At 37.8% G+C, this 19,817-nt stretch carries 33 protein-coding genes; 1 reads left to right on the top strand and 32 read right to left on the bottom strand.

The genetic code is table 11. From position 1 onward, the window contains the following. Window positions 1–69 precede the first annotated feature (69 nt). The 31 genes from RDV52_RS06005 to rpsL form a co-directional block, all read right to left on the bottom strand. On the bottom strand, window positions 70–1,068 hold the full coding sequence (locus RDV52_RS06005; protein ID WP_004362552.1) for a DNA-directed RNA polymerase subunit alpha: 999 nt from the start codon (window positions 1,066–1,068) through the stop codon (window positions 70–72). Window positions 1,069–1,082: 14 nt separating this feature from the next. After that, entirely contained in the window at window positions 1,083–1,691 is a 609-nt protein-coding gene (gene rpsD / locus RDV52_RS06000) for a 30S ribosomal protein S4 (protein ID WP_004362551.1), read from the bottom strand. A 33-nt stretch (window positions 1,692–1,724) separates the two neighbouring features. Further along, window positions 1,725–2,114, bottom strand: a complete 390-nt coding sequence (gene rpsK / locus RDV52_RS05995; RefSeq protein ID WP_004362550.1) for a 30S ribosomal protein S11 — start codon at window positions 2,112–2,114, stop codon at window positions 1,725–1,727. A gap of 78 nt (window positions 2,115–2,192) precedes the next feature. Next, window positions 2,193–2,573 (bottom strand): 30S ribosomal protein S13, encoded by a 381-nt coding sequence (gene rpsM / locus RDV52_RS05990; protein WP_004362549.1) that lies wholly within the window; start codon window positions 2,571–2,573, stop codon window positions 2,193–2,195. Between the two features lie 91 nt (window positions 2,574–2,664). Continuing rightward, complete coding sequence (gene rpmJ, locus RDV52_RS05985; protein ID WP_004335771.1) at window positions 2,665–2,781, bottom strand: 50S ribosomal protein L36; 117 nt, start codon at window positions 2,779–2,781, stop codon at window positions 2,665–2,667. A gap of 12 nt (window positions 2,782–2,793) precedes the next feature. Then, a complete protein-coding gene (gene infA / locus RDV52_RS05980; protein WP_004352768.1) occupies window positions 2,794–3,012 on the bottom strand; it encodes a translation initiation factor IF-1 in 219 nt (72 codons plus the stop codon). A gap of 171 nt (window positions 3,013–3,183) precedes the next feature. After that, on the bottom strand, window positions 3,184–4,527 hold the full coding sequence (gene secY, locus RDV52_RS05975; RefSeq protein WP_004366538.1) for a preprotein translocase subunit SecY: 1,344 nt from the start codon (window positions 4,525–4,527) through the stop codon (window positions 3,184–3,186). 4 nt (window positions 4,528–4,531) lie between these two features. Beyond that, window positions 4,532–4,978, bottom strand: a complete 447-nt coding sequence (rplO, locus tag RDV52_RS05970; protein ID WP_004362547.1) for a 50S ribosomal protein L15 — start codon at window positions 4,976–4,978, stop codon at window positions 4,532–4,534. Between the two features lie 24 nt (window positions 4,979–5,002). Next, window positions 5,003–5,179, bottom strand: coding sequence for a 50S ribosomal protein L30 (gene rpmD, locus RDV52_RS05965; RefSeq protein ID WP_004366540.1), 177 nt, complete (start codon window positions 5,177–5,179; stop codon window positions 5,003–5,005). 16 nt (window positions 5,180–5,195) lie between these two features. After that, window positions 5,196–5,708: a 30S ribosomal protein S5 gene (rpsE, locus tag RDV52_RS05960; protein WP_004362546.1), complete on the bottom strand. Its 513-nt coding sequence runs from the start codon at window positions 5,706–5,708 to the stop codon at window positions 5,196–5,198. Window positions 5,709–5,714: 6 nt separating this feature from the next. Next, window positions 5,715–6,059, bottom strand: a complete 345-nt coding sequence (rplR, locus tag RDV52_RS05955; protein WP_004362545.1) for a 50S ribosomal protein L18 — start codon at window positions 6,057–6,059, stop codon at window positions 5,715–5,717. 21 nt (window positions 6,060–6,080) lie between these two features. Next, window positions 6,081–6,647, bottom strand: a complete 567-nt coding sequence (rplF, locus tag RDV52_RS05950) for a 50S ribosomal protein L6 (protein ID WP_004362544.1) — start codon at window positions 6,645–6,647, stop codon at window positions 6,081–6,083. A gap of 14 nt (window positions 6,648–6,661) precedes the next feature. Then, on the bottom strand, window positions 6,662–7,057 hold the full coding sequence (gene rpsH, locus RDV52_RS05945) for a 30S ribosomal protein S8 (protein ID WP_004366547.1): 396 nt from the start codon (window positions 7,055–7,057) through the stop codon (window positions 6,662–6,664). A 105-nt stretch (window positions 7,058–7,162) separates the two neighbouring features. Continuing rightward, window positions 7,163–7,465, bottom strand: coding sequence for a 30S ribosomal protein S14 (rpsN, locus tag RDV52_RS05940; protein WP_004362542.1), 303 nt, complete (start codon window positions 7,463–7,465; stop codon window positions 7,163–7,165). A gap of 5 nt (window positions 7,466–7,470) precedes the next feature. Then, window positions 7,471–8,025: a 50S ribosomal protein L5 gene (gene rplE, locus RDV52_RS05935; protein ID WP_004362541.1), complete on the bottom strand. Its 555-nt coding sequence runs from the start codon at window positions 8,023–8,025 to the stop codon at window positions 7,471–7,473. Next, window positions 8,025–8,342 (bottom strand): 50S ribosomal protein L24, encoded by a 318-nt coding sequence (rplX, locus tag RDV52_RS05930; protein WP_004362540.1) that lies wholly within the window; start codon window positions 8,340–8,342, stop codon window positions 8,025–8,027. Before rplX ends, rplE begins: the two co-directional genes overlap by 1 nt. 19 nt (window positions 8,343–8,361) lie before the next feature. After that, a complete protein-coding gene (gene rplN, locus RDV52_RS05925; protein WP_004362539.1) occupies window positions 8,362–8,727 on the bottom strand; it encodes a 50S ribosomal protein L14 in 366 nt (121 codons plus the stop codon). A 2-nt stretch (window positions 8,728–8,729) separates the two neighbouring features. Next, window positions 8,730–8,987: a 30S ribosomal protein S17 gene (rpsQ, locus tag RDV52_RS05920; protein WP_004362538.1), complete on the bottom strand. Its 258-nt coding sequence runs from the start codon at window positions 8,985–8,987 to the stop codon at window positions 8,730–8,732. 11 nt (window positions 8,988–8,998) lie between these two features. After that, entirely contained in the window at window positions 8,999–9,193 is a 195-nt protein-coding gene (gene rpmC, locus RDV52_RS05915) for a 50S ribosomal protein L29 (RefSeq protein WP_004362537.1), read from the bottom strand. 5 nt (window positions 9,194–9,198) lie between these two features. Next, window positions 9,199–9,627: a 50S ribosomal protein L16 gene (rplP, locus tag RDV52_RS05910; RefSeq protein ID WP_004362536.1), complete on the bottom strand. Its 429-nt coding sequence runs from the start codon at window positions 9,625–9,627 to the stop codon at window positions 9,199–9,201. Between the two features lie 14 nt (window positions 9,628–9,641). After that, window positions 9,642–10,373, bottom strand: a complete 732-nt coding sequence (gene rpsC, locus RDV52_RS05905; RefSeq protein ID WP_004362535.1) for a 30S ribosomal protein S3 — start codon at window positions 10,371–10,373, stop codon at window positions 9,642–9,644. A gap of 4 nt (window positions 10,374–10,377) precedes the next feature. Next, entirely contained in the window at window positions 10,378–10,791 is a 414-nt protein-coding gene (gene rplV, locus RDV52_RS05900; protein ID WP_004362534.1) for a 50S ribosomal protein L22, read from the bottom strand. Window positions 10,792–10,822: 31 nt separating this feature from the next. Then, window positions 10,823–11,089 carry a 30S ribosomal protein S19 gene (rpsS, locus tag RDV52_RS05895; protein WP_004362533.1) on the bottom strand — a complete coding sequence of 89 codons (267 nt, stop codon included), beginning with the start codon at window positions 11,087–11,089 and terminating at the stop codon, window positions 10,823–10,825. Window positions 11,090–11,111: 22 nt separating this feature from the next. Then, window positions 11,112–11,939 (bottom strand): 50S ribosomal protein L2, encoded by an 828-nt coding sequence (gene rplB / locus RDV52_RS05890; protein WP_004362532.1) that lies wholly within the window; start codon window positions 11,937–11,939, stop codon window positions 11,112–11,114. Window positions 11,940–11,946: 7 nt separating this feature from the next. Next, complete coding sequence (gene rplW / locus RDV52_RS05885) at window positions 11,947–12,390, bottom strand: 50S ribosomal protein L23 (protein WP_004366552.1); 444 nt, start codon at window positions 12,388–12,390, stop codon at window positions 11,947–11,949. Between the two features lie 21 nt (window positions 12,391–12,411). Then, window positions 12,412–13,041: a 50S ribosomal protein L4 gene (gene rplD / locus RDV52_RS05880; RefSeq protein WP_004362530.1), complete on the bottom strand. Its 630-nt coding sequence runs from the start codon at window positions 13,039–13,041 to the stop codon at window positions 12,412–12,414. Further along, the gene (rplC, locus tag RDV52_RS05875) at window positions 13,041–13,655 is read right to left on the bottom strand and encodes a 50S ribosomal protein L3 (RefSeq protein ID WP_004362529.1); all 615 of its coding nucleotides are present in this window, start codon (window positions 13,653–13,655) and stop codon (window positions 13,041–13,043) included. Before rplC ends, rplD begins: the two co-directional genes overlap by 1 nt. Before the next feature lie 46 nt (window positions 13,656–13,701). Next, a complete protein-coding gene (gene rpsJ / locus RDV52_RS05870; RefSeq protein ID WP_004357736.1) occupies window positions 13,702–14,007 on the bottom strand; it encodes a 30S ribosomal protein S10 in 306 nt (101 codons plus the stop codon). Window positions 14,008–14,100: 93 nt separating this feature from the next. Beyond that, window positions 14,101–16,218 carry an elongation factor G gene (gene fusA / locus RDV52_RS05865; protein WP_004366555.1) on the bottom strand — a complete coding sequence of 706 codons (2,118 nt, stop codon included), beginning with the start codon at window positions 16,216–16,218 and terminating at the stop codon, window positions 14,101–14,103. Window positions 16,219–16,243: 25 nt separating this feature from the next. Beyond that, window positions 16,244–16,720, bottom strand: coding sequence for a 30S ribosomal protein S7 (rpsG, locus tag RDV52_RS05860; protein ID WP_004362527.1), 477 nt, complete (start codon window positions 16,718–16,720; stop codon window positions 16,244–16,246). A 220-nt stretch (window positions 16,721–16,940) separates the two neighbouring features. Further along, complete coding sequence (gene rpsL / locus RDV52_RS05855; RefSeq protein WP_004362526.1) at window positions 16,941–17,324, bottom strand: 30S ribosomal protein S12; 384 nt, start codon at window positions 17,322–17,324, stop codon at window positions 16,941–16,943. Window positions 17,325–17,756: 432 nt separating this feature from the next. On the opposite strand from rpsL, the gene RDV52_RS05850 reads away from it, so the two are divergent. Further along, window positions 17,757–18,320, top strand: coding sequence for a hypothetical protein (locus RDV52_RS05850; protein ID WP_004366558.1), 564 nt, complete (start codon window positions 17,757–17,759; stop codon window positions 18,318–18,320). A gap of 783 nt (window positions 18,321–19,103) precedes the next feature. Here RDV52_RS05850 and RDV52_RS05845 read toward each other — a convergent pair. Further along, a complete protein-coding gene (locus RDV52_RS05845; RefSeq protein ID WP_004366560.1) occupies window positions 19,104–19,664 on the bottom strand; it encodes a hypothetical protein in 561 nt (186 codons plus the stop codon). Between the last annotated feature and the right edge of the window lie 153 nt (window positions 19,665–19,817).

The following is a 19,817-nucleotide window of genomic DNA, read 5'->3' as shown; positions in this document are numbered from 1 at the left end:
TTCTTTAAACTTATTGGGGACTAAAATTTTACCAATGAAGAGCACTAACTCATAGTGCTTGCATTAGAATTATTCTCGGTCCAATTTATATTTTGTTATATCGGTTCCAAACGTTAGATTCAGACTCTCGAGCAAATCATCAAGCTCTGAAAGCGATTTCTTACCAAAGTTGCGGAACTTTAAGAGATCTGTCTTATTGTATTGAACTAAATCGCCAAGCGTTTCAACATCTGCTGCTTTTAAACAGTTAAGAGCTCGAACACTGAGATTAAGTGAAGAGTCAGTAAGCTTAGTCTTAAGCAACTGACGCATATGCAAAACTTCCTCATCAAATTCTTGATTTCCCTCTTGGTCGGGACTCTCCAACATAATCTTTTCGTCAGAGAATAACATAAAGTGATAGATGAGGACTTTAGCAGCCTCTTTTAGTGCATCTTTGGGGTGAATGGAACCATCTGTTGTAACTTCAATAATCAGTTTGTCATAGTCGGTTTTTTGTTCAACACGATATGGCTCAACTGAATATTTCACATTACGTATTGGGGTGTAGATTGAATCGATTGGGAGTACATTTACATCAGTACAGAATTCACGATTTTCATCAGCAGAAACATAGCCACGTCCCTTATTGATGGTTAAATCAATCTGCATTGAAGCCTTTGAATCTAAATGACAAATCACCAAATCAGGATTTAACACTTCAAATCCAGTCAGATACTTACCAATATCACCAGCTTTGAATTCTGTAGAATTCTCTACGGTGATACTAACTTTCTCGTTCTCGAATTCTTCTACTACTTGTTTGAATCGAACTTGCTTGAGATTCAAAATGATGTTGGTAACATCTTCTTTTACGCCAGGAACTGTAGAAAACTCATGCTCAACACCTGCAATACGAATAGTGTTAATAGCATAACCTTCTAATGACGAAAGAAGGATGCGGCGCAAAGAGTTACCAATAGTAATTCCAAAGCCAGGCTCAAGAGGACGGAATTCGAATTTTCCGAATCTGTCATTTACCTCCAGCATCACCACTTTATCAGGTTTTTGAAATGCTAATATCGCCATTAATTTAATGATTTTTATTGTTTAGAGTACAACTCAACGATTAACTGCTCCTTAATATTCTCTGGAATATCTGCACGATCAGGCTGGTGGAGGAACTTACCACACTTGCTATTCTCGTCCCATTCTATCCAAGGATACTTACTGTGATTGAAACCTGCTAATGCCGTTTCAATAACTTCTAGCGACTTTGCACGCTCACGAACACCTACGATATCACCAGATTTAACTGCATAAGAGGCAATATTAACAACATTACCATTTACAACAATGTGCTTGTGACTCACTAATTGACGAGCGGCAGCACGAGTTGGTGCAAGGCCGAGACGATAAACAACATTATCGAGACGGCTTTCAAGACTCTGCAAAAGTACTTCACCTGTAATACCACTTGCTTTAGCAGCCCGGTCAAATAGATTACGGAACTGACGCTCTAAAACACCGTAAGTATATTTTGCCTTTTGCTTCTCAGCCAACTGAGCACCATACTCAGAAACTTTACGGCGACGATTATTTCCATGCTGACCAGGAGGGAAATTTCTCTTAGCTAACACTTTATCTGCACCGAAAATTGGCTCACCAAAACGGCGTGCGATTCTAGATTTTGGACCTATGTATCTTGCCATAATTTAATTCTTTAAATTGTTAAGAGATGTGGATTATACGCGACGACGTTTAGGAGGACGACAACCATTATGTGGTAATGGAGTTACATCAACTATTTCTGTAATCTGGATACCAGCAGTATTGACCGCACGAATAGCACTCTCACGACCATTACCTGGTCCTTTTACATACGCCTTTACTTTACGCAGACCAAGCTCGAATGCAACTTTAGCACAATCTTCTGCTGCCATTTGTGCAGCATAAGGAGTGTTTTTTTTCGAACCACGAAATCCCATCTTACCTGCTGAAGACCAAGAAATAACCTGACCTTCATTGTTTGTCAAGGATACAATAATATTATTGAACGAACTATGTACATGAAGTTGACCAAGCGCATCAACTCTTACATTTCTCTTTTTTGATGTTGCTGTTTTCTTTGCCATAACATTTTTTAGTCTAAGTTTTAAGCAATTACATTATGATCTTAAAAAAGATTATAATTCATAACTCATAACTAAATTCTATTTAGTAGCCTTTTTCTTATTAGCAACAGTCTTCTTCTTTCCTTTACGAGTGCGAGCATTATTTTTTGTACTCTGACCGCGAACGGGAAGACCATTACGATGCCTAACTCCACGATAGCAACCTATATCCATGAGACGCTTGATATTCATCTGTATCTCTGAACGGAGATCACCTTCAACTTTAAATTCAGCGCTGATGATTTCACGGATTTTAGCAGCTTGATCGTCAGACCACTCGCTCACCTTAAGGTCGCGGTTAATACCTGCTTTGTCCAATATCTTTGCTGAACTACTTCGACCTATACCATATATGTAGGTCAATGCGATTTCGCCACGCTTTTCTTGGGGCAAATCTACTCCAACAATTCTTATTGCCATTGATTGTAATTAATTAAACTTCTTATTCACAATAATCATGCAAAGTTACCCAATTTATATTAAGCAACCATAAATTTTATTTATTTTAACTTTAACCCTGACGTAATTTAAACTTGGGATTTTTCTTGTTAATTACGAACAAACGACCTTTTCGACGAACTATCTTACAGTCAGCTGTACGTTTCTTTAATGATGCTCTTGTCTTCATTTTTATGTTTTATTATTTGTATCTGAAAACTATTCTGCCTTTCGTTAAATCATATGGACTCATCTCTACTTTCACTTTATCACCAGGAAGTATCTTGATGTAGTGCATCCTCATCTTACCAGAAATATGTGCAGTAATGTCTACACCATTCTCCAATTCTACGCGGAACATTGCATTAGAAAGTGCCTCTAAAATCGTTCCATCTTGTTCTATAGCAGTTTGTTTCGCCATATTTTAAACACGAGTCTTAAAAATGAAATATTTAAATGCGGAAATAAAACCGCTCATATTGCATAGCAAAAAGGATTTGGGTAATCAAAGATACACAAGAGTTTCCATGTAAATTGACCACCCTCATCTTTTACTCTTCATCTTTTTAAAACTTTCATTGTAAGAAAAGATTTAATATGCTGAGACTATATTATTATTACCACGCGTATGACCAGAGTTTAATAGTCCATCATAATGACGCATCATCAGATGAGATTCGATCTGCTGCAGTGTATCAATAACTACACCAACGAGTATCAACAATGATGTTCCACCAAAAAATTGACCAAATGAATCTTGCACATTCAACAACCCAGCTAATGCAGGCATAATTGCTATGAAAGCTATGAAAACTGAGCCTGGTCCTGTCAAACGACTCATTACAGAATCAATATATTCTGCAGTATTCTTACCTGGTTTAACACCTGGTATGAAACCATTATTACGCTTCATATCTTCAGCCATTTGGGTCGGATTGAGTGTGATTGCAGTATAGAAGTATGTAAATGCAACTATTAAAATCACATATATAGTATTGTACAATAAACTCTTTGTATCCATCAGTGACTGAAGGATTGGACTTGCACTATCTGTAGAATATTGAACTATAGCCAATGGAATAAACATCAAAGCCTGAGCAAAGATGATTGGCATAACATTAGCAGCAAACAATTTCAAAGGAATATATTGACGTGCACCTCCATATTGCTTATTCCCAACAACCTTTTTAGCATATTGTACAGGTATTTTCCGGGTTCCTTGTGTCAGAAGAATAGCAGCACATACAACTAAATATAGAATGATTATTTCAACTATAAACATTACAAGACCACCGCTCGTAATTGCTGTAAAACGACTACTTACTTCTTGAAAGAAAGCCTGTGGAAGACGTGCAATGATACCCACCATAATGATGATAGAAACGCCATTGCCAACTCCTTTATCAGTAATACGCTCACCGAGCCACAATATAAACATAGACCCAGCTGCCAAGATTATTGAGGCAGATACCATGAAGAGCGTCCAGTTTACGCCTGTTGCCAATGCACCAGCTGCTTGCGTCTTCAAATTAATCAGATACGCAGGAGCCTGAAACAACAAAATAACAATTGTCAATACACGCGTATACCAATTTATCTTCTTATGACCACTCTCACCTTCTCTTTGCATCTTTTGGAAATATGGCACTGCAACAGCCAAAAGCTGCATAACAATTGAAGCTGAGATATAAGGCATAATTCCTAAAGCAAAAATAGATGCTTTAGAAAATGCACCACCGGAGAACATGTCCAACAATGACATTAGACCGCCAGCCGTTTGTGACTGGAGTTTTTCCAATAATCCTGGATTAATACCAGGAAGTACAATAAAAGAGCCAAAACGGTAAATGGCCGTGAACAATATGGTCACGAGGAGTCGCTTTCGCAAATCCTCGATTTTCCAACAGTTCTTCAGTGTCTCAATAAACTTTTTCATTTACTTAGATTATAGTTGTGTTACCACCTACTGCCTTAATTGCTGCTTCAGCAGTTTTTGAGAAGGAATTAGCCTCAACATCTACCTTCGTTTTCAATTCTCCATTTCCAAGAATCTTAACAAGCACCTTACCATTTGTCAGACCTGCATCAACAAGTTCTGCCAATCCAATTTTTGTAAGATTCTTTTTTTCAGCAAGTTCTTGAAGAGTAGACAAGTTCACTACAAAATATTCCTTGTGGTTTATATTTTTAAAGCCACCTTTCGGAACACGGCGCTGGAGTGGCATTTGACCACCTTCAAAACCGATCTTCTTCTTATAACCAGAACGAGATTTTGCACCCTTATGACCACGAGTAGAAGTTCCGCCAAGTCCAGATCCTGTTCCTCGTCCAACTCTACGACGTGATTGGGTTGCCCCCATTGCAGGTTTCAAATTATTTAATTTCATACCTAAGTTACTTTAAAGGATTTATTAATCAACTAATGATACCAAATGATGTACTTTGCGAATCATTCCACGAATACTTGGAGTATCTTCTACCTCGACGATTTGTGAAATTTTATGGAGTCCAAGAGCCATCAAGGTAGCTTTTTGATCCTTCGGAGCATTAATACGACTCTTTATTTGTTTAACTTTTATTGTTGCCATTTGTCAATCTCCTACATCAACCATTAAAAACTTTATCCATACTAATTCCTCTTTCTCCTGCCACTGTATAGGCATCACGCATCTGAGCAAGCGCAGATATCGTAGCCTTTACAAGATTATGTGGGTTAGATGAACCTTTAGATTTAGCAATGACATCGGTAATACCTGCACTCTCTAAAACAGCACGCATAGCACCTCCAGCCTTCAGACCTGTTCCAGCTGCAGCGGGTTTAAGAAGAACTTGCGCTCCACTATAACGAGTTTCTACTTCGTGAGGAACTGTCCCTTTTAGAATAGAAACCTTCACAAGGTTTTTCTTTGCAGCATCAGTTCCTTTTTGGATTGCAGCCGTTACTTCGCCAGCTTTACCAAGTCCCCAACCGATTACGCCTTTACCATCGCCTACTACAACGATAGCTGCAAATGTGAATGTACGTCCACCTTTAGTAACCTTAGTTACACGATTAATTGCAACTAAACGGTCTTTTAGTTCCACGTCACTATTTACTTTTACTTTATTCGTTACCATAATCGTTTAGAATTTAAGTCCACCTTCACGAGCACCATCAGCCAATGCTTGTACACGCCCATGATAAAGATAACCGTTTCGGTCAAATACTACTTGTTGGATACCAGCTGCAACCGCTCTTCCTGCAATAAGTTCGCCAACTTTCTTGGCTTGATCGATCTTCGGCATTTTTTCAAGACCTACTGAAGAAGCAACAGCAAGCGTAGTTCCCGTTATATCATTAATAACCTGTGCATAAATTTGTTTATTACTACGGAAAACACTTAGCCGTGGACGATCCGCAGTACCATTCACATTCTTACGGATGTGATACTTTATCTTTAATCTTCTTTGTTCTTTCTTTGTTGTCATAATCGCAATGAATTATTAAAATTACTTAGCGGCAGCCGATTTACCTGATTTTCTACGAACAACTTCGCCTTTGAACAATATACCTTTACCTTTATATGGTTCAGGCTTACGGAAAGAACGAATCTTAGCACAAATAAGACCTAACAATTGCTTATCAGCTGTTTCAATAGTGATGATAGGGTTTTGATTACGCTCACTTTTCGTTTCCACCTTAACTTCTTTCGGGAGTTGCAAGAAAATCGGATGAGTATAACCAAGTGTAAATTCTACTAAATTTCCTTGATTAGAAACACGATATCCGACACCAACTAATTCAAGTGTCTTTGAATAACCTTCGCTTACCCCTATCACCATATTATTAACGAGTGAGCGATAAAGTCCATGATATGCTTGTTTTTGTTTGTAACCTTCGATATGTTTTTCATCGATTTCGAAAGTGATTTGATTGTTTTCAATTATCACCTTGATTGAAGGATGCACATATTGAGATAACTCACCTTTTGGTCCTTTCACTGTAACAACATTTTCCTTTTGAGAGATTGTTACTCCTGCAGGAATACTAATTGGTAATTTTCCTATTCTAGACATTTCAAATCCTCCAATTAATAAATATAACAAAGAACCTCACCACCAATTTTCTCAGTTGTAGCCTCTTTATTAGTCATTACACCTTTAGACGTAGAAATAATTGCAATTCCAAGTCCATTAATTACTCTCGGCATGTCTTTATAACCAGTATACTGGCGAAGACCTGGCGAAGAAACGCGTTTTAAGTTTTTAATAGCGTTTTGCTTTGTAATTGGATCGTACTTTAAAGCGATCTTAATAATACCTTGCGGTCCATCTTCAACGAACTTATAGTTCAGTATGTATCCTTTTTCAAAGAGAATCTTTGTAATAGACTTCTTTAAATTAGATGCAGGAACTTCAACAATGCGATGATGAGCCATTATCGCATTTCTGAGTCGTGTCAGATAATCTGCTATTGGGTCTGTCATAATTAAATATTTAATTAATCGGGACAATCCCGACAATATTAAAAAATTATTGAATAGAACACGATATGAGCATTTAATAATGCACATTCGGGTTGATAATTAAATTTACCAGCTTGCCTTCTTAACTCCAGGAATCAAACCTTGAGATGCCATCTCACGGAACTGAATACGAGAAATACCAAAGTGGCGGATATATCCTTTGGGGCGACCTGTTATTTTACAACGGTTATGTAATCGGATAGGATTTGCATTCTTAGGAATTTCTTGTAATTTTCTTGCTGCCTCATAAGCTTCGGCAGGATTCTCTGTCGTTGCAATTATCTTTTTTAAAGCTTTTCGCTTCTCAGCATAACGAGCTACTAATTTTGCACGTTTTACTTCGCGAGCTTTCATTGATTCTTTTGCCATATATCTTAATCGTTTTTAGCGTTCTTGAATGGTAGTCCGAAAGCTTTCAGGAGTGCATAACCTTCTTCATCTGTTTGAGCAGATGTTACAAACGTTATATTTAAACCTTGAATACGATCTACCTGATCAATATTAATTTCTGGGAAAATAATCTGCTCAGTTATACCTAATGTATAATTTCCTCGTCCATCAAACTTGGTTTCAATACCCTTAAAGTCGCGAATACGAGGCAAAGAAACACGTACAAGTTTCTCTAAGAACTCATACATTCTTTCTCGACGTAATGTCACCATAACACCAATAGGCATTTTCTTACGAAGCTTAAAGTTCGCAATATCTTTCTTAGAATATGTCGCAACTGCCTTTTGACCTGTTATAGCTGTAATTTCATTGATAGCGATTTCGATGATCTTCTTATCTTGAGTTGCATCACCCAATCCTTGATTGATAACAATCTTCTTCAATACAGGAATCTGCATTGATGAAGTATAATTAAATTGCTTTTGGAGAGAAGGAGCAATTCGTTCTTTATATTCTTTTTTTAATGCAGCTGTATTCATTATTTAATCACCTCCCCTGATTTTTTTGCGATACGTGTAACCGTCTTTCCTTCACGTCTAATTCTAATACGTGTAGGTTGACCACTTTTGGGGTCAATAAGACTAACATTTGAAATGTGAATAGGTGCTTCTTGCTTTACAATACCACCTTGTGGATTCGCCGCAGTCGGCTTTGTGCTCTTAGAAACTAAATTGATACCGTCAACTAACACGCGTTCTTTGTCAACGAGAACTTTGAGCACTTTACCACTTCTACCTTTATCAGAGCCGGCAAGTACAATAACTTGGTCATCTCTTTTTATATGGAATTTTGCCATTTTGATTTCGTTTTAACTATTAAAGAACTTCTGGTGCTAAAGAAACAACCTTCATGTTTACTGAACGAAGTTCACGAGCGACAGGTCCGAAAATACGGCTCCCACGAAGTTCACCAGCATTATTAAGTAATACACAAGCATTATCATCGAAACGAATATAAGAGCCATCGGCACGTCTGATTTCTTTCTTAGTGCGCACTATCAATGCCTTTGAAACTGCACCTTTTTTAACATCACTTGATGGTATAACGTTTTGCAGAGCAACTACGATAACGTCACCAACACTTGCATAACGACGACGTGTACCGCCAAGTACACGGATACACTTTGCTTCACGTGCTCCACTGTTATCACATACTGTAAGTTTTGATTCTGTCTGTATCATAATTACTTAGCCTTTTCTACTATTTGAACTAATCTCCATCTTTTTGTTTTACTCAAAGGACGAGTCTCCATGATCGATACAGTATCGCCAACATTGGCCTCATTCTTTTCATCATGGACATGGTATTTCTTTGTTTTTTGAACAAACTTACCATATATAGGGTGCTTCTCTTTAAACTTTGCAGCAATAACAATGGTTTTATCCATTCTATTGCTCGTAACTACACCCTGTCTTACTTTTCTTAAATTTCTTGTTTCCATCTGAACTATTATTATTTATTAAGTTCTCTTTGGCGAAGTTCAGTTTTCATACGTGCTATATCACGACGAGCTACCTTAATCCGAGATGGATTTTCAAGAGGAGTAACTTGATGATTCAGTCTCATTTTATCAAGAGCTGTTTCAGCGTTCTGTATCTTTTCTACCAATTCTTTGGTATCAAGTTGTTTAACTTCTTTAATCTTCATCTTTCTTAAGCGTTTTTATCGTAATCACGTCTAACAACAAACTTTGTTTTTACTGGTAGCTTTTGCGCAGCGAGCCGAAGAGCCTCCTTGGCAATTTCAAAACTAACCCCTTCTACTTCAAAGAGGATACGCCCTGGCGTAACTGGAGCAACCCAGCCAGCAGGGTCACCTTTTCCTTTACCCATACGCACATCTGCAGGTTTACGAGTAATTGGTTTGTCAGGGAATATTCTAATCCAGACTTGACCTTGACGATTCATATAACGATTAACTGCTATACGAGCCGCTTCAATCTGTCGACTGTCAATCCACTTTGGCTCAAGTGTCTTGATACCAAAGGAGCCAAAAGCTAACTGTGTTCCTCTATGGGCGTTTCCTTTATTTCCACGTCCATCTTGAGGTCTTCTATATTTTACTCTTTTTGGTTGTAACATGATAGCTCTCTCTTTTAACGGTTATTGTTTCTCCTACGATTACCTCGTCCAGAACGTGCGTTATTGTTGTTGGGGCGTCCATTATTTTTCTCTTGGCTAAAGTCTGGCATCAAATCTACTTTATTATAAACTTCACCACGACAAATCCATACTTTTATACCTAAAAGACCAACTTTTGTAAGTGCCTCAGTTTGACAATAATCAATATCAGCACGGAATGTATGCAAAGGGGTACGTCCTTCTTTAAACATTTCTTTACGCGCCATTTCGGCTCCATTCAGACGACCGGAAATTTGAATTTTTATACCTTCAGCACCAGCGCGCATAGTGTTAGCAATAGCCATTTTAATAGCTCTGCGATATGCGACTTTACCTTCAACTTGACGCGCAATGTTCATACCAACTATATTTGCATCCAATTCAGGCTTTCTGACCTCAAAGATATTAATTTGAATCTCTTTATTAAAAAGATTCTTCAATTCTTCTTTGAGTTTATCAACATCCTGACCACCTTTTCCTATTACCAATCCAGGACGAGCTGTACAAATAGTGATGGTAACAAGCTTCAATGTTCGCTCAATTACGATACGTGAAACGCTTGCCTTTTCAAGGCGTTTATTCAAATAGGCTCGGATTTTTTTATCTTCTAAAAGATTGTCTCCAAAATTTTTACCCCCAAACCAATTTGAGTCCCAACCACGAATAATACCTAAACGGTTGCTTATTGGATTAACTTTCTGTCCCATTCTACTATTTATTTATATTATTAGCATTGACCTTTGAATCAACGAAAAGCGTAACATGGTTAGAACGTTTGCGAATTCTGTAACCGCGTCCTTGAGGTGCAGGGCGCATACGTTTCATTGTAACACCTTCATCAACGAAGATCTTAGAGATATAGAGTTCATCACCCTCAACCTTGCGATCATTTTTAATTTCCCAATTTGCAATAGCTGAACGTAAAAGTTTCTCTACATCCTGTGCAGCAGCCTTTCTTGAGAATCTTAATACGCCTAAGGCACGATTAACCTCCATTCCACGGACCATATCAACGACATAACGCATTTTCCGTGGAGAAGAAGGACAATCCTTGAGCTTTGCAAAATATTGGCTTCTAAGAGCCTGCTTACGCTCTTCTGCCTTTATATGTTTTCTTGCTCCCATTATTTATTTCTTTTCTAAGGGTTATAACCTGTTACTTTCTATTACCAGAGTGACCACCGAAACGTCGTGTAGGACTAAACTCACCAAGCTTGTGCCCAACCATATTTTCAGTAATGTAAACAGGGATAAATTTATTTCCGTTATGAACTGCAACAGTGTGTCCCACAAATTCAGGGGAAATCATTGATGCTCTGGCCCAAGTTTTTACAACATTCTTTTTACCACTCTCATTCATAGCGAGAATCTTTTTTTCGAGTGATACATTGATATATGGACCTTTTTTTAATGAACGACTCATAATTTACTCTTAAATACTTTGTTTACTTCTTGTTAGCTCTTTCAATTATATACTTATTTGAAAGCTTCTTAGGTGCGCGAGTCTTAAGACCTTTAGCGTACAATCCCTTACGTGAACGTGGGTGTCCCCCTGATTGACGACCTTCACCACCACCCATTGGGTGATCGACAGGGTTCATTACAACACCACGGTTGTGGGGACGACGTCCCAACCAACGTGAACGACCAGCCTTACCTGACTGTTCAAGCGCATGATCTGAATTTCCTACACTACCAACAGTTGCCTTACAAGCTGATAAAATCTGGCGAGTTTCACCAGAAGGTAGTTTAATGACACAATAACTGCCCTCACGAGAAGTAAGTTGAGCAAAGTTACCAGCCGAACGAACGAGCAACGCACCCTGTCCTGGACGTAATTCTATGTTATGAATTACAGTACCAACAGGGATACTAGATAATGGTAGGGCATTACCTACTTCAGGTGCAGCCTCTGCACCCGACATTAAGGTTGCACCCACTTGCAGTCCGTTAGGAGCAATAATGTAACGTTTTTCACCATCAGCATAGTATAACAAAGCAATACGAGCAGACCTATTAGGATCATACTCAATAGTCTTTACTATTGCTGGAACACCATCTTTCTCTCGTTTAAAATCGATAAAACGAAGTTTTCTTTTATGACCACCACCCATATAGCGGACAGTCATTTTACCAGTGTTATTTCGACCACCAGTAGAACGTTTACCGTAAACAAGAGACTTCTCTGGTACGGATGCAGTAATCTCCTCGAACGTACCAATAATCTTGTGTCTTTGTCCCGGGGTAACCGGTTTAAATTTACGTACTGCCATTTTTTATTTAAATATTGCTATAAAAATCTATTTCTTCGCCTGCCTTAATTGTTACAATAGCTTTCTTGAAAGCATTCTTCTTACCACGTACTAATCCAGCCTTCGTATAACGAGACTGACGCTTCCCTGCATAACGAATGGTATTAACTTCAAGAACATGAACATTATACAAACTCTCAATTTCCTTTTTTATCTCGAGTTTATTTGCCTCTGGCTTTACAATAAATCCATACCTAGGCTGTGCAGGCTTTACATAAGTATAAACAGTCTTTTCTTTTTTAAGACCTTCAGGATGACGTTTATTCTTTACGATATAGTTACGAGTCTCGGCTGTTGCATTATGTTTTTTAGCCGATCTTTCGTTTGCTACCTTAATAGTCTTGTCAACAGAAGACTTCTCCGTAATAGCGTTCATCTTTTCAGTGACCACAGGTTTTATGATAAATCCCATATTTAATCTGTCTCCTTATTTTTACTTGGTTAAGATCTCATCTATCGTCTTCAAAGAATTTTCAGTAACAACAATCACATCTGCATGCAAAACACCATAAGTATTTACTTGCATAGCGGTTGTAACCTGAGTCCTCTGTAAATTACGAGCTGACAAATATACATTATTTTGCGCTTTTGGCAAAATGAAGAGAACCTTCCTGTTAGTTATTTTAAGATTTTTAGCAATATTTAAAATCTCTTTCGTCTTCGGAACTTCAAAATCGAAGTCTTCCACAACAAGAATAGCCGCTTCTTTTGCTTTATATGCTAACGCAGACTTGCGAGCAAGCACTTTGACCTTCTTATTAAGTTTGAAACTATAATCACGTGGTGAGGGACCAAATACACGACCGCCACCAACAAGGACCGGTGAATTTATATCACCACGGCGTGCACCGCCACCCCCTTTTTGACGACCTAATTTACGTGTTGAACCAGCATGTTCACTTCTTTCCTTCGTTTTAGCAGTTCCCTGACGTTGATCAGCAAGATATTGTTTTACATCAAGATAAATCACGTGGTCGTTTGGCTCAATTCCGAAGATATTCTCGTTAAGAGTAACCTTTCGGCCGGTCTCCTGACCTTTAATATCTAATACGTTAATATCCATTACTTATTTATTATAAGGGTTGAACCATTGCATCCAGCTACACTACCTTTTACAAGAAGAAGATTATGTTCTGGAATAATTTTTAATACTTGGAGATTCTGGGTCGTAACTCTATCGCCACCCATTTGACCGCCCATTCGCATACCTTTGAAAACTTTCGCCGGATATGAACAAGCACCTATTGAACCTGGCTTTCTTGCACGGTCATCTTGTCCATGTGTTGTCTGACCAACACCACCAAACCCATGGCGTTTTATAACTCCCTGGAAACCTTTTCCTTTAGATGTACCAACAACATCAACAAATTTAGCATCACTAAATAACTCTACAGTAATGGTATCACCGAGGTTATACTCCTCATCAAATTTGAACTCGGCCAAGTGCTTCTTTGGTGTTGTCCCTGCCTTCTTAAAATGTCCTTGTTGAGGTTTAGAGGTCCTTTTCTCCTTAGCTTCCCCGAAACCTAACTGAACAGCTTTATAACCATCTCTTTCGACAGTCTTTATCTGAGTAACAACACAAGGACCAGCTTCGATAACAGTGCACGGAACATTTTTACCGTCGGCACTGAAAACGGAAGTCATTCCGATTTTTTTTCCTAATAATCCTGGCATTTCAATTAAATTTTAAATAATTAATCTTTTGATCCGTACTAAAATGTTACACTTTAATCTCTACTTCGACCCCTGAAGGCAATTCAAGCTTCATCAAAGCATCAACCGTCTTCGGTGTAGAGCTGTAGATGTCTATCAACCGTTTGAAATCAGAAAGTTGGAATTGCTCACGTGATTTCTTGTTAACGAATGTTGAACGGTTTACAGTGTAAATACGTTTATGTGTTGGCAATGGAATAGGACCGCTAACAATAGCTCCTGTTGCCTTCACAGCCTTTACAATCTTTTCAGCCGACTTATCAACCAACTGATGGTCGTAAGATTTTAGTTTGATACGAATTTTCTGACTCATATACTTTTGAATTTATAAATTTATTATTTCACTTAAAAGGAACACCCTCATAAGAGTCATTCGCTATGGGAGTGTTCTCAAAGTGATTTCTCATTATTTTATAAGATCGGCGTTGCCATGTAGTTCTTCAAGAATCTCTTTTGCAAGATTATTAGAAACTGATGAATGGTGATCATATTCCATTGATGATGTTGCACGACCAGATGTAATAGTACGTAAGGCAGTTACGTAACCGAACATTTCAGACAATGGAACCATTGCTTTTACAACACGCGCACCACTGCGAGCCTCTTCCATACCTTGAACAAGTCCACGACGCTTATTCAAATCACCAATAACATCACCCATATTTTCTTCTGGAGTTACCACTTCGACTTTCATAATAGGCTCCATCAATACAGGACCAGCTTGTGGACAAAGCTTTTTGAAAGCTTGGTGTGCGACCAGTTCGAAAGATAACTGATCAGAGTCTACTGGGTGGAAAGAACCATCAGTCAGAGTTACCTTCAATCCTGTAAGTGGGAAACCACCAAGAACACCATTACTTAGACAATCTTTAAATCCTTTCTCAACTGAAGGAATAAATTCTTTAGGCACATTACCACCCTTCACAACATTAATGAACTGTAAATCGCCATCTTTGTAATCTTCATCTTTGGGTTCGATTGTTACATCAATACAAGCAAACTTACCACGACCGCCTGACTGTTTCTTATACGTTTCACGGCTTTGGGCAGCCTTTGTTATAGCTTCCTTGTAATTTACCTGTGGCTTGCCCTGATTACATTCAACCTTGAACTCACGTTTCAGACGGTCGATAATAATGTCGAGGTGAAGCTCTCCCATACCAGAGATGATGGTCTGACCACTCTGTTCGTCTGTGCGTACAGTAAATGTAGGATCTTCTTCAGCCAACTTTTGCAAACCTGTATCAAGTTTTGCTATATCGGCTTGACTCTTAGGCTCAACAGCAATAGAAATCACTGTATCAGGGAATGTCATTGATTCAAGCACAATCGGATGATCTTCATCACAAAGAGTATCACCAGTACGGATATCCTTGAAACCTACACCCGCACCGATATCACCTGCATCAATAGTTTCCATTGCGATTTCTTTATTAGAATTCATTTGGAACAAACGACTGATGCGTTCTTTCTTACCTGAACGTGGATTGTAAACATACGAACCGGCTATGACCTTTCCAGAGTAAACGCGGAAGAAAACTAAACGTCCCATAAATGGGTCTGTGGCTATCTTAAATGCAAGGGCAGCTGTAGGCTCATTTATATTAGCTTTACGTTCCTCTTCTTCTTCTGTTTCTGGATTTACACCAATCGTAGCAACTGTATCGAGTGGTGAAGGCAAGAACGCACAAACATAGTCTAGCAACGTCTGGACACCTTTATTCTTGTATGAAGAACCACAAAGCATAGGACAGCAATCCATAGATATACACCCCTTTCGAATTGCAGCCATCAACTTGTCCTCTGGAACCTCTTGCCCTTCAAGATAAAGTTCCATTACTTCGTCATCATAGTTTGCAGCACCTTCGATAAGCTTTTCGCGCCATTCATTAGCCTCATCCAACAAATCTGCAGGGACTTCTTCGATATCATATTTAGCACCCATTGTTTCGTCGTGCCAAAGAATAGCTTTCATTTTAATAAGGTCTACTACACCTTTAAAGTTTTCTTCTGCACCGATTGGTATTTGGATTGCAATAGGATTAGCGCCCAGAATTTCTTTCATTTGGCGTACAGTTTCAAAGAAATCTGCACCAGAACGGTCCATCTTATTAACATAGCCAACACGTGGTACGTTATATTTATCAGCCTGACGCCATACAGTCTCAGACTGCGGCTGAACGCCATCGGCTGCCGAATAAGTTGCAACAGCCCCGTCAAGAACACGAAGTGAACGTTCTACTTCCGCAGTAAAGTCCACGTGTCCCGGAGTATCAATCAAATTAATTTTATATGATTTCCCATCATAGTTCCAATTACAGGTAGTTGCAGCCGAAGTAATGGTAATACCACGCTCCTGCTCCTGTGCCATCCAGTCCATTGTTGCAGCACCATCGTGCACTTCACCAATCTTGTGGGTTTTACCTGTATAGAACAAAATACGTTCAGATGTAGTTGTTTTACCGGCATCAATGTGAGCCATAATACCGATATTGCGTGTCAAATGTAAATCGTGACTTGCCATTTTTTCTTTTATTTCCTTTTAGTTATTAGAATCTGAAGTGAGCAAATGCACGGTTAGCTTCTGCCATGCGGTGCATATCTTCCTTACGCTTATAAGCACCACCCTGATTGTTGAATGCGTCCATGATTTCAGCAGCGAGTTTGTCAGCCATACTCTTACCGCCACGTTTACGTGCAAAAGCTATCATATTCTTCATTGACACGCTTTCTTTGCGGTCTGGGCGAATTTCAGTTGGTACTTGGAAAGTTGCACCACCGATACGCCGACTTTTAACCTCTACCTGTGGAGTAATATTATCGAGAGCTTGTTTCCAAACTTCCAATGCCGATTTCTCCTTATCTGTATTTTTACCATCTACAATATCAAGAGCAGCATAAAAAATCTCGTATGAAATGTTCTTCTTTCCATCATACATAAGATGATTTACAAACTTTGAGACCTTCTGGTCATTAAACTTAGGATCTGGTAAGATCACTCGCTTCTTTGGTTTTGCTTTTCTCATTTTTTTTATTTAAAATTTAGTAATTCTGCGGAGGCTGTCGTTTTCCGTTCTTCAACACTCACACTTGGGCATTTACTCAACCTGTTATTAACAAATCTCCAGCAAAACTTTATTTTCTTTAAATCCTTTTTTCCAGCCATCACCGACTGTAAAAACTAAAAGACTTTGTTCTACAAAGTTTCTTTCCTCTTCATTTAATAGAGGAAAAGAAACCGAAGTTTTATTTCTTAGCCGCCTTTGGACGCTTAGCCCCATACTTAGAACGACGTTGTGTACGGCTTGCTACACCAGCGGTATCAAGCGTTCCGCGCACAATATGATAACGGACACCTGGCAAATCCTTTACACGACCGCCACGAACAAGAACAATGCTGTGTTCCTGCAAGTTGTGCCCTTCTCCAGGAATATACGAGTTAACTTCTTTTTGATTCGTTAAACGAACACGGGCAACTTTACGCATTGCCGAATTAGGCTTCTTTGGTGTTGTTGTGTAAACACGCACGCAAACTCCACGACGCTGAGGACAGTTATCCAAAGCAGGAGACTTACTTTTGTCTACAATCACCTTTCTGCCCTTTCTTACTAATTGGGAAATAGTAGGCATAATTGTACTTTTTATTTTATATTTATTTATTTTATTTATTATCAATATCTTAAACCTTCTCCTCTATAATGTATTATGAGGCATAAAGGTATTTCGAGGTGCAAAGGTACAAACTTTATTGAAAAAACAACTCATTATTATAGAAGTAATAAAGTATGATATTTGTAATTTAACAATATATAACTATAGCTACAATACATTAACTTTTAATTTCTCTATCTAACAATATTTTTTTTGCCTATTTCTCTAAAATAAAAATCTTGGATACAAGTACCTAGAATTACTTTAAACATATATATACGTGAGTCCTGTTTAAGAAAGTGGCTGAAAAAGTTGTAGGAGTAGAGAGTTCTTCGTACCTTTACATATAAAATCCTTTATATAGAGGACTTGTTTGGTGAAAATCAGCTTTTTAATTGAAAATTGATAAGTATGAATAATACGATTGCTTTTCTGCTTGGTGGACTGTTACTGTTAGTTTGGGTAAGCATATTATGGGCTTTCAAAAAGCTTTGTTTGAACAAAATAAAGAGTGGAGTTTTAAAATATTCGCTTGGAATGATGTTAGCCTATGGAATATTGATTATGCTTTATGTGGCTACTAATCATTATTTACCCCTAAAAACAGTTATACTCAACTGGTATATTCGGGGCGTTCCTGGCGGAATCATCTTAATTCTTGTTCCTGCCTTATATTCAATATTCCTTATAGGGAAAGGTTACTTCAATGAAGGAGGCAAGAAAGCTTCCTTTAAGTGGAAATTAAAGTTGATAATATCTGTTTTCTTAAATGCGTTTCTATCACTATTCGCTCTGATGTTCATAAACTTCCTGCAACAGGGCGGAAGCTTTTCGGAATTAGCGGCACTTACTCAAGAAGCTGTATTCTCTATCAACTGGGGGGCGTGGCTTGCTTTCGTGGGCTGCTGGCTACTTATCGTGCTTATTGTGTGGATCAACCATAAGAAGCACTTCTCAAAGTCTAAACATAAATAACAAATATAAAGCAGTTAATTTTAGTGTCAATTCTATATAAGTCAATGTAAAATCTTCCATAAACAAAGACTTTATAAAACTATTTGCAGGCAACAGAAGATACGCTGTCCTCTATATACCCTACTATTTAATAATCTTTCAACAAATATCTAGAGAGTTAAAGAAAGATATTCAGGAATTAGAACACATTTATAAATATCTTTCCCGGCAAAGACAATAAGTTAAGTCAATCGGTTATACTAGTTAGATAATTTATAAAATTCTGGTATCACCTCTCACTATGTACCTCATTTCCATATAATCTTTCCAGCTCTTTCTTATCAAGAATTCTAATAAGATACTCCGCCACGAAAAGTTTATATTCTTCAGCTGTAACATTATCTTGAACATCAAAGTAAGGAATTGACTTTGTGGAGCGATCGTAGGGATTATTATCTTTCTTTATTTGTCTTTCAACTCTTCCTGAGATGAATTTATACCAAAAGGCAGGAACAGGATTCTCTTTTGTTCCATATTTAGAATCACGTAGTTGAGTTTTATTTATATGAACCAAGAATACATTACCTGGATTAAAATACGATTTAATTCTTGCAGCGCCTAAGTCTCCACGTCGTTTTTCTTGATTAAAGAAATCAATTCCCTTAAAGCAGATCCAAGTTCAGAAACACTTGCGCCAGCCGTATCTGTTACAATCGAAAAATCCATATACAATTAATGTTTGTATTTATTTTCAGCAGACATATCCATCTTCTTTTACGAACTTCCCATTATAAACGTCTACAATTAGTCTTCCTCTCTTTCCCAATCAAAGTCATCTTCTTCAAAATCATTTTCCCAAAAGCCCTGTATCACTCTTTCGTTATGACTTCCATCTTCTTTGGTTTCAAGCAAAACCCAATTCAAATCATCTTCTTCTGCTCGCGGATTACCTTCTTCTAAAAAGTCATAAAAGCGTGCAACTACACCCTTAGTGTAAATACGTAAGAACTTCTCTGCATCTTCTTGCGAGAAATTATTTTTAAACTTTTCGAATAGTTTATCCCAATCGCCATCATCATCTAAATCATCTGCATAATCACAATTAGCATCTATGTCTCTCGATATTTTATGTAATTCTTTGAAGACTGTCATACGGGCAAATTGTGGTATATTCTCTGTTACCTCACTAAAGGCATTAGAAAAATTATTCTTAAATCCTGCATTTTCCATCTTTCCAACAAGATTTATAATTTCTTGTTGTTTCTCTTTATCGAGTTCAGATATTTCACGCAAATAAAATTGTTTAGCCGATTCATCTAAACCTTCTTTTTCTATTATCGCTTCTAACTGCTTCAATATTTTCATAACCTTCTTCTATTTATATTTATGATTAACTTCTATAAGTAGATTTATTCTACCCCACAAAGATAGTCTTTTATATCAGAAAACTGCATAAAATAATTAAAAACTAACCAACGAATAAGCAAAGCATTCTAAGTATCTCAGAAATACAACTTG

It is taken from the genome of Prevotella nigrescens (assembly GCF_031191185.1).
Classification (GTDB): domain Bacteria; phylum Bacteroidota; class Bacteroidia; order Bacteroidales; family Bacteroidaceae; genus Prevotella; species Prevotella nigrescens.
This window is presented reverse-complemented; position numbering and strand designations above follow the sequence as displayed.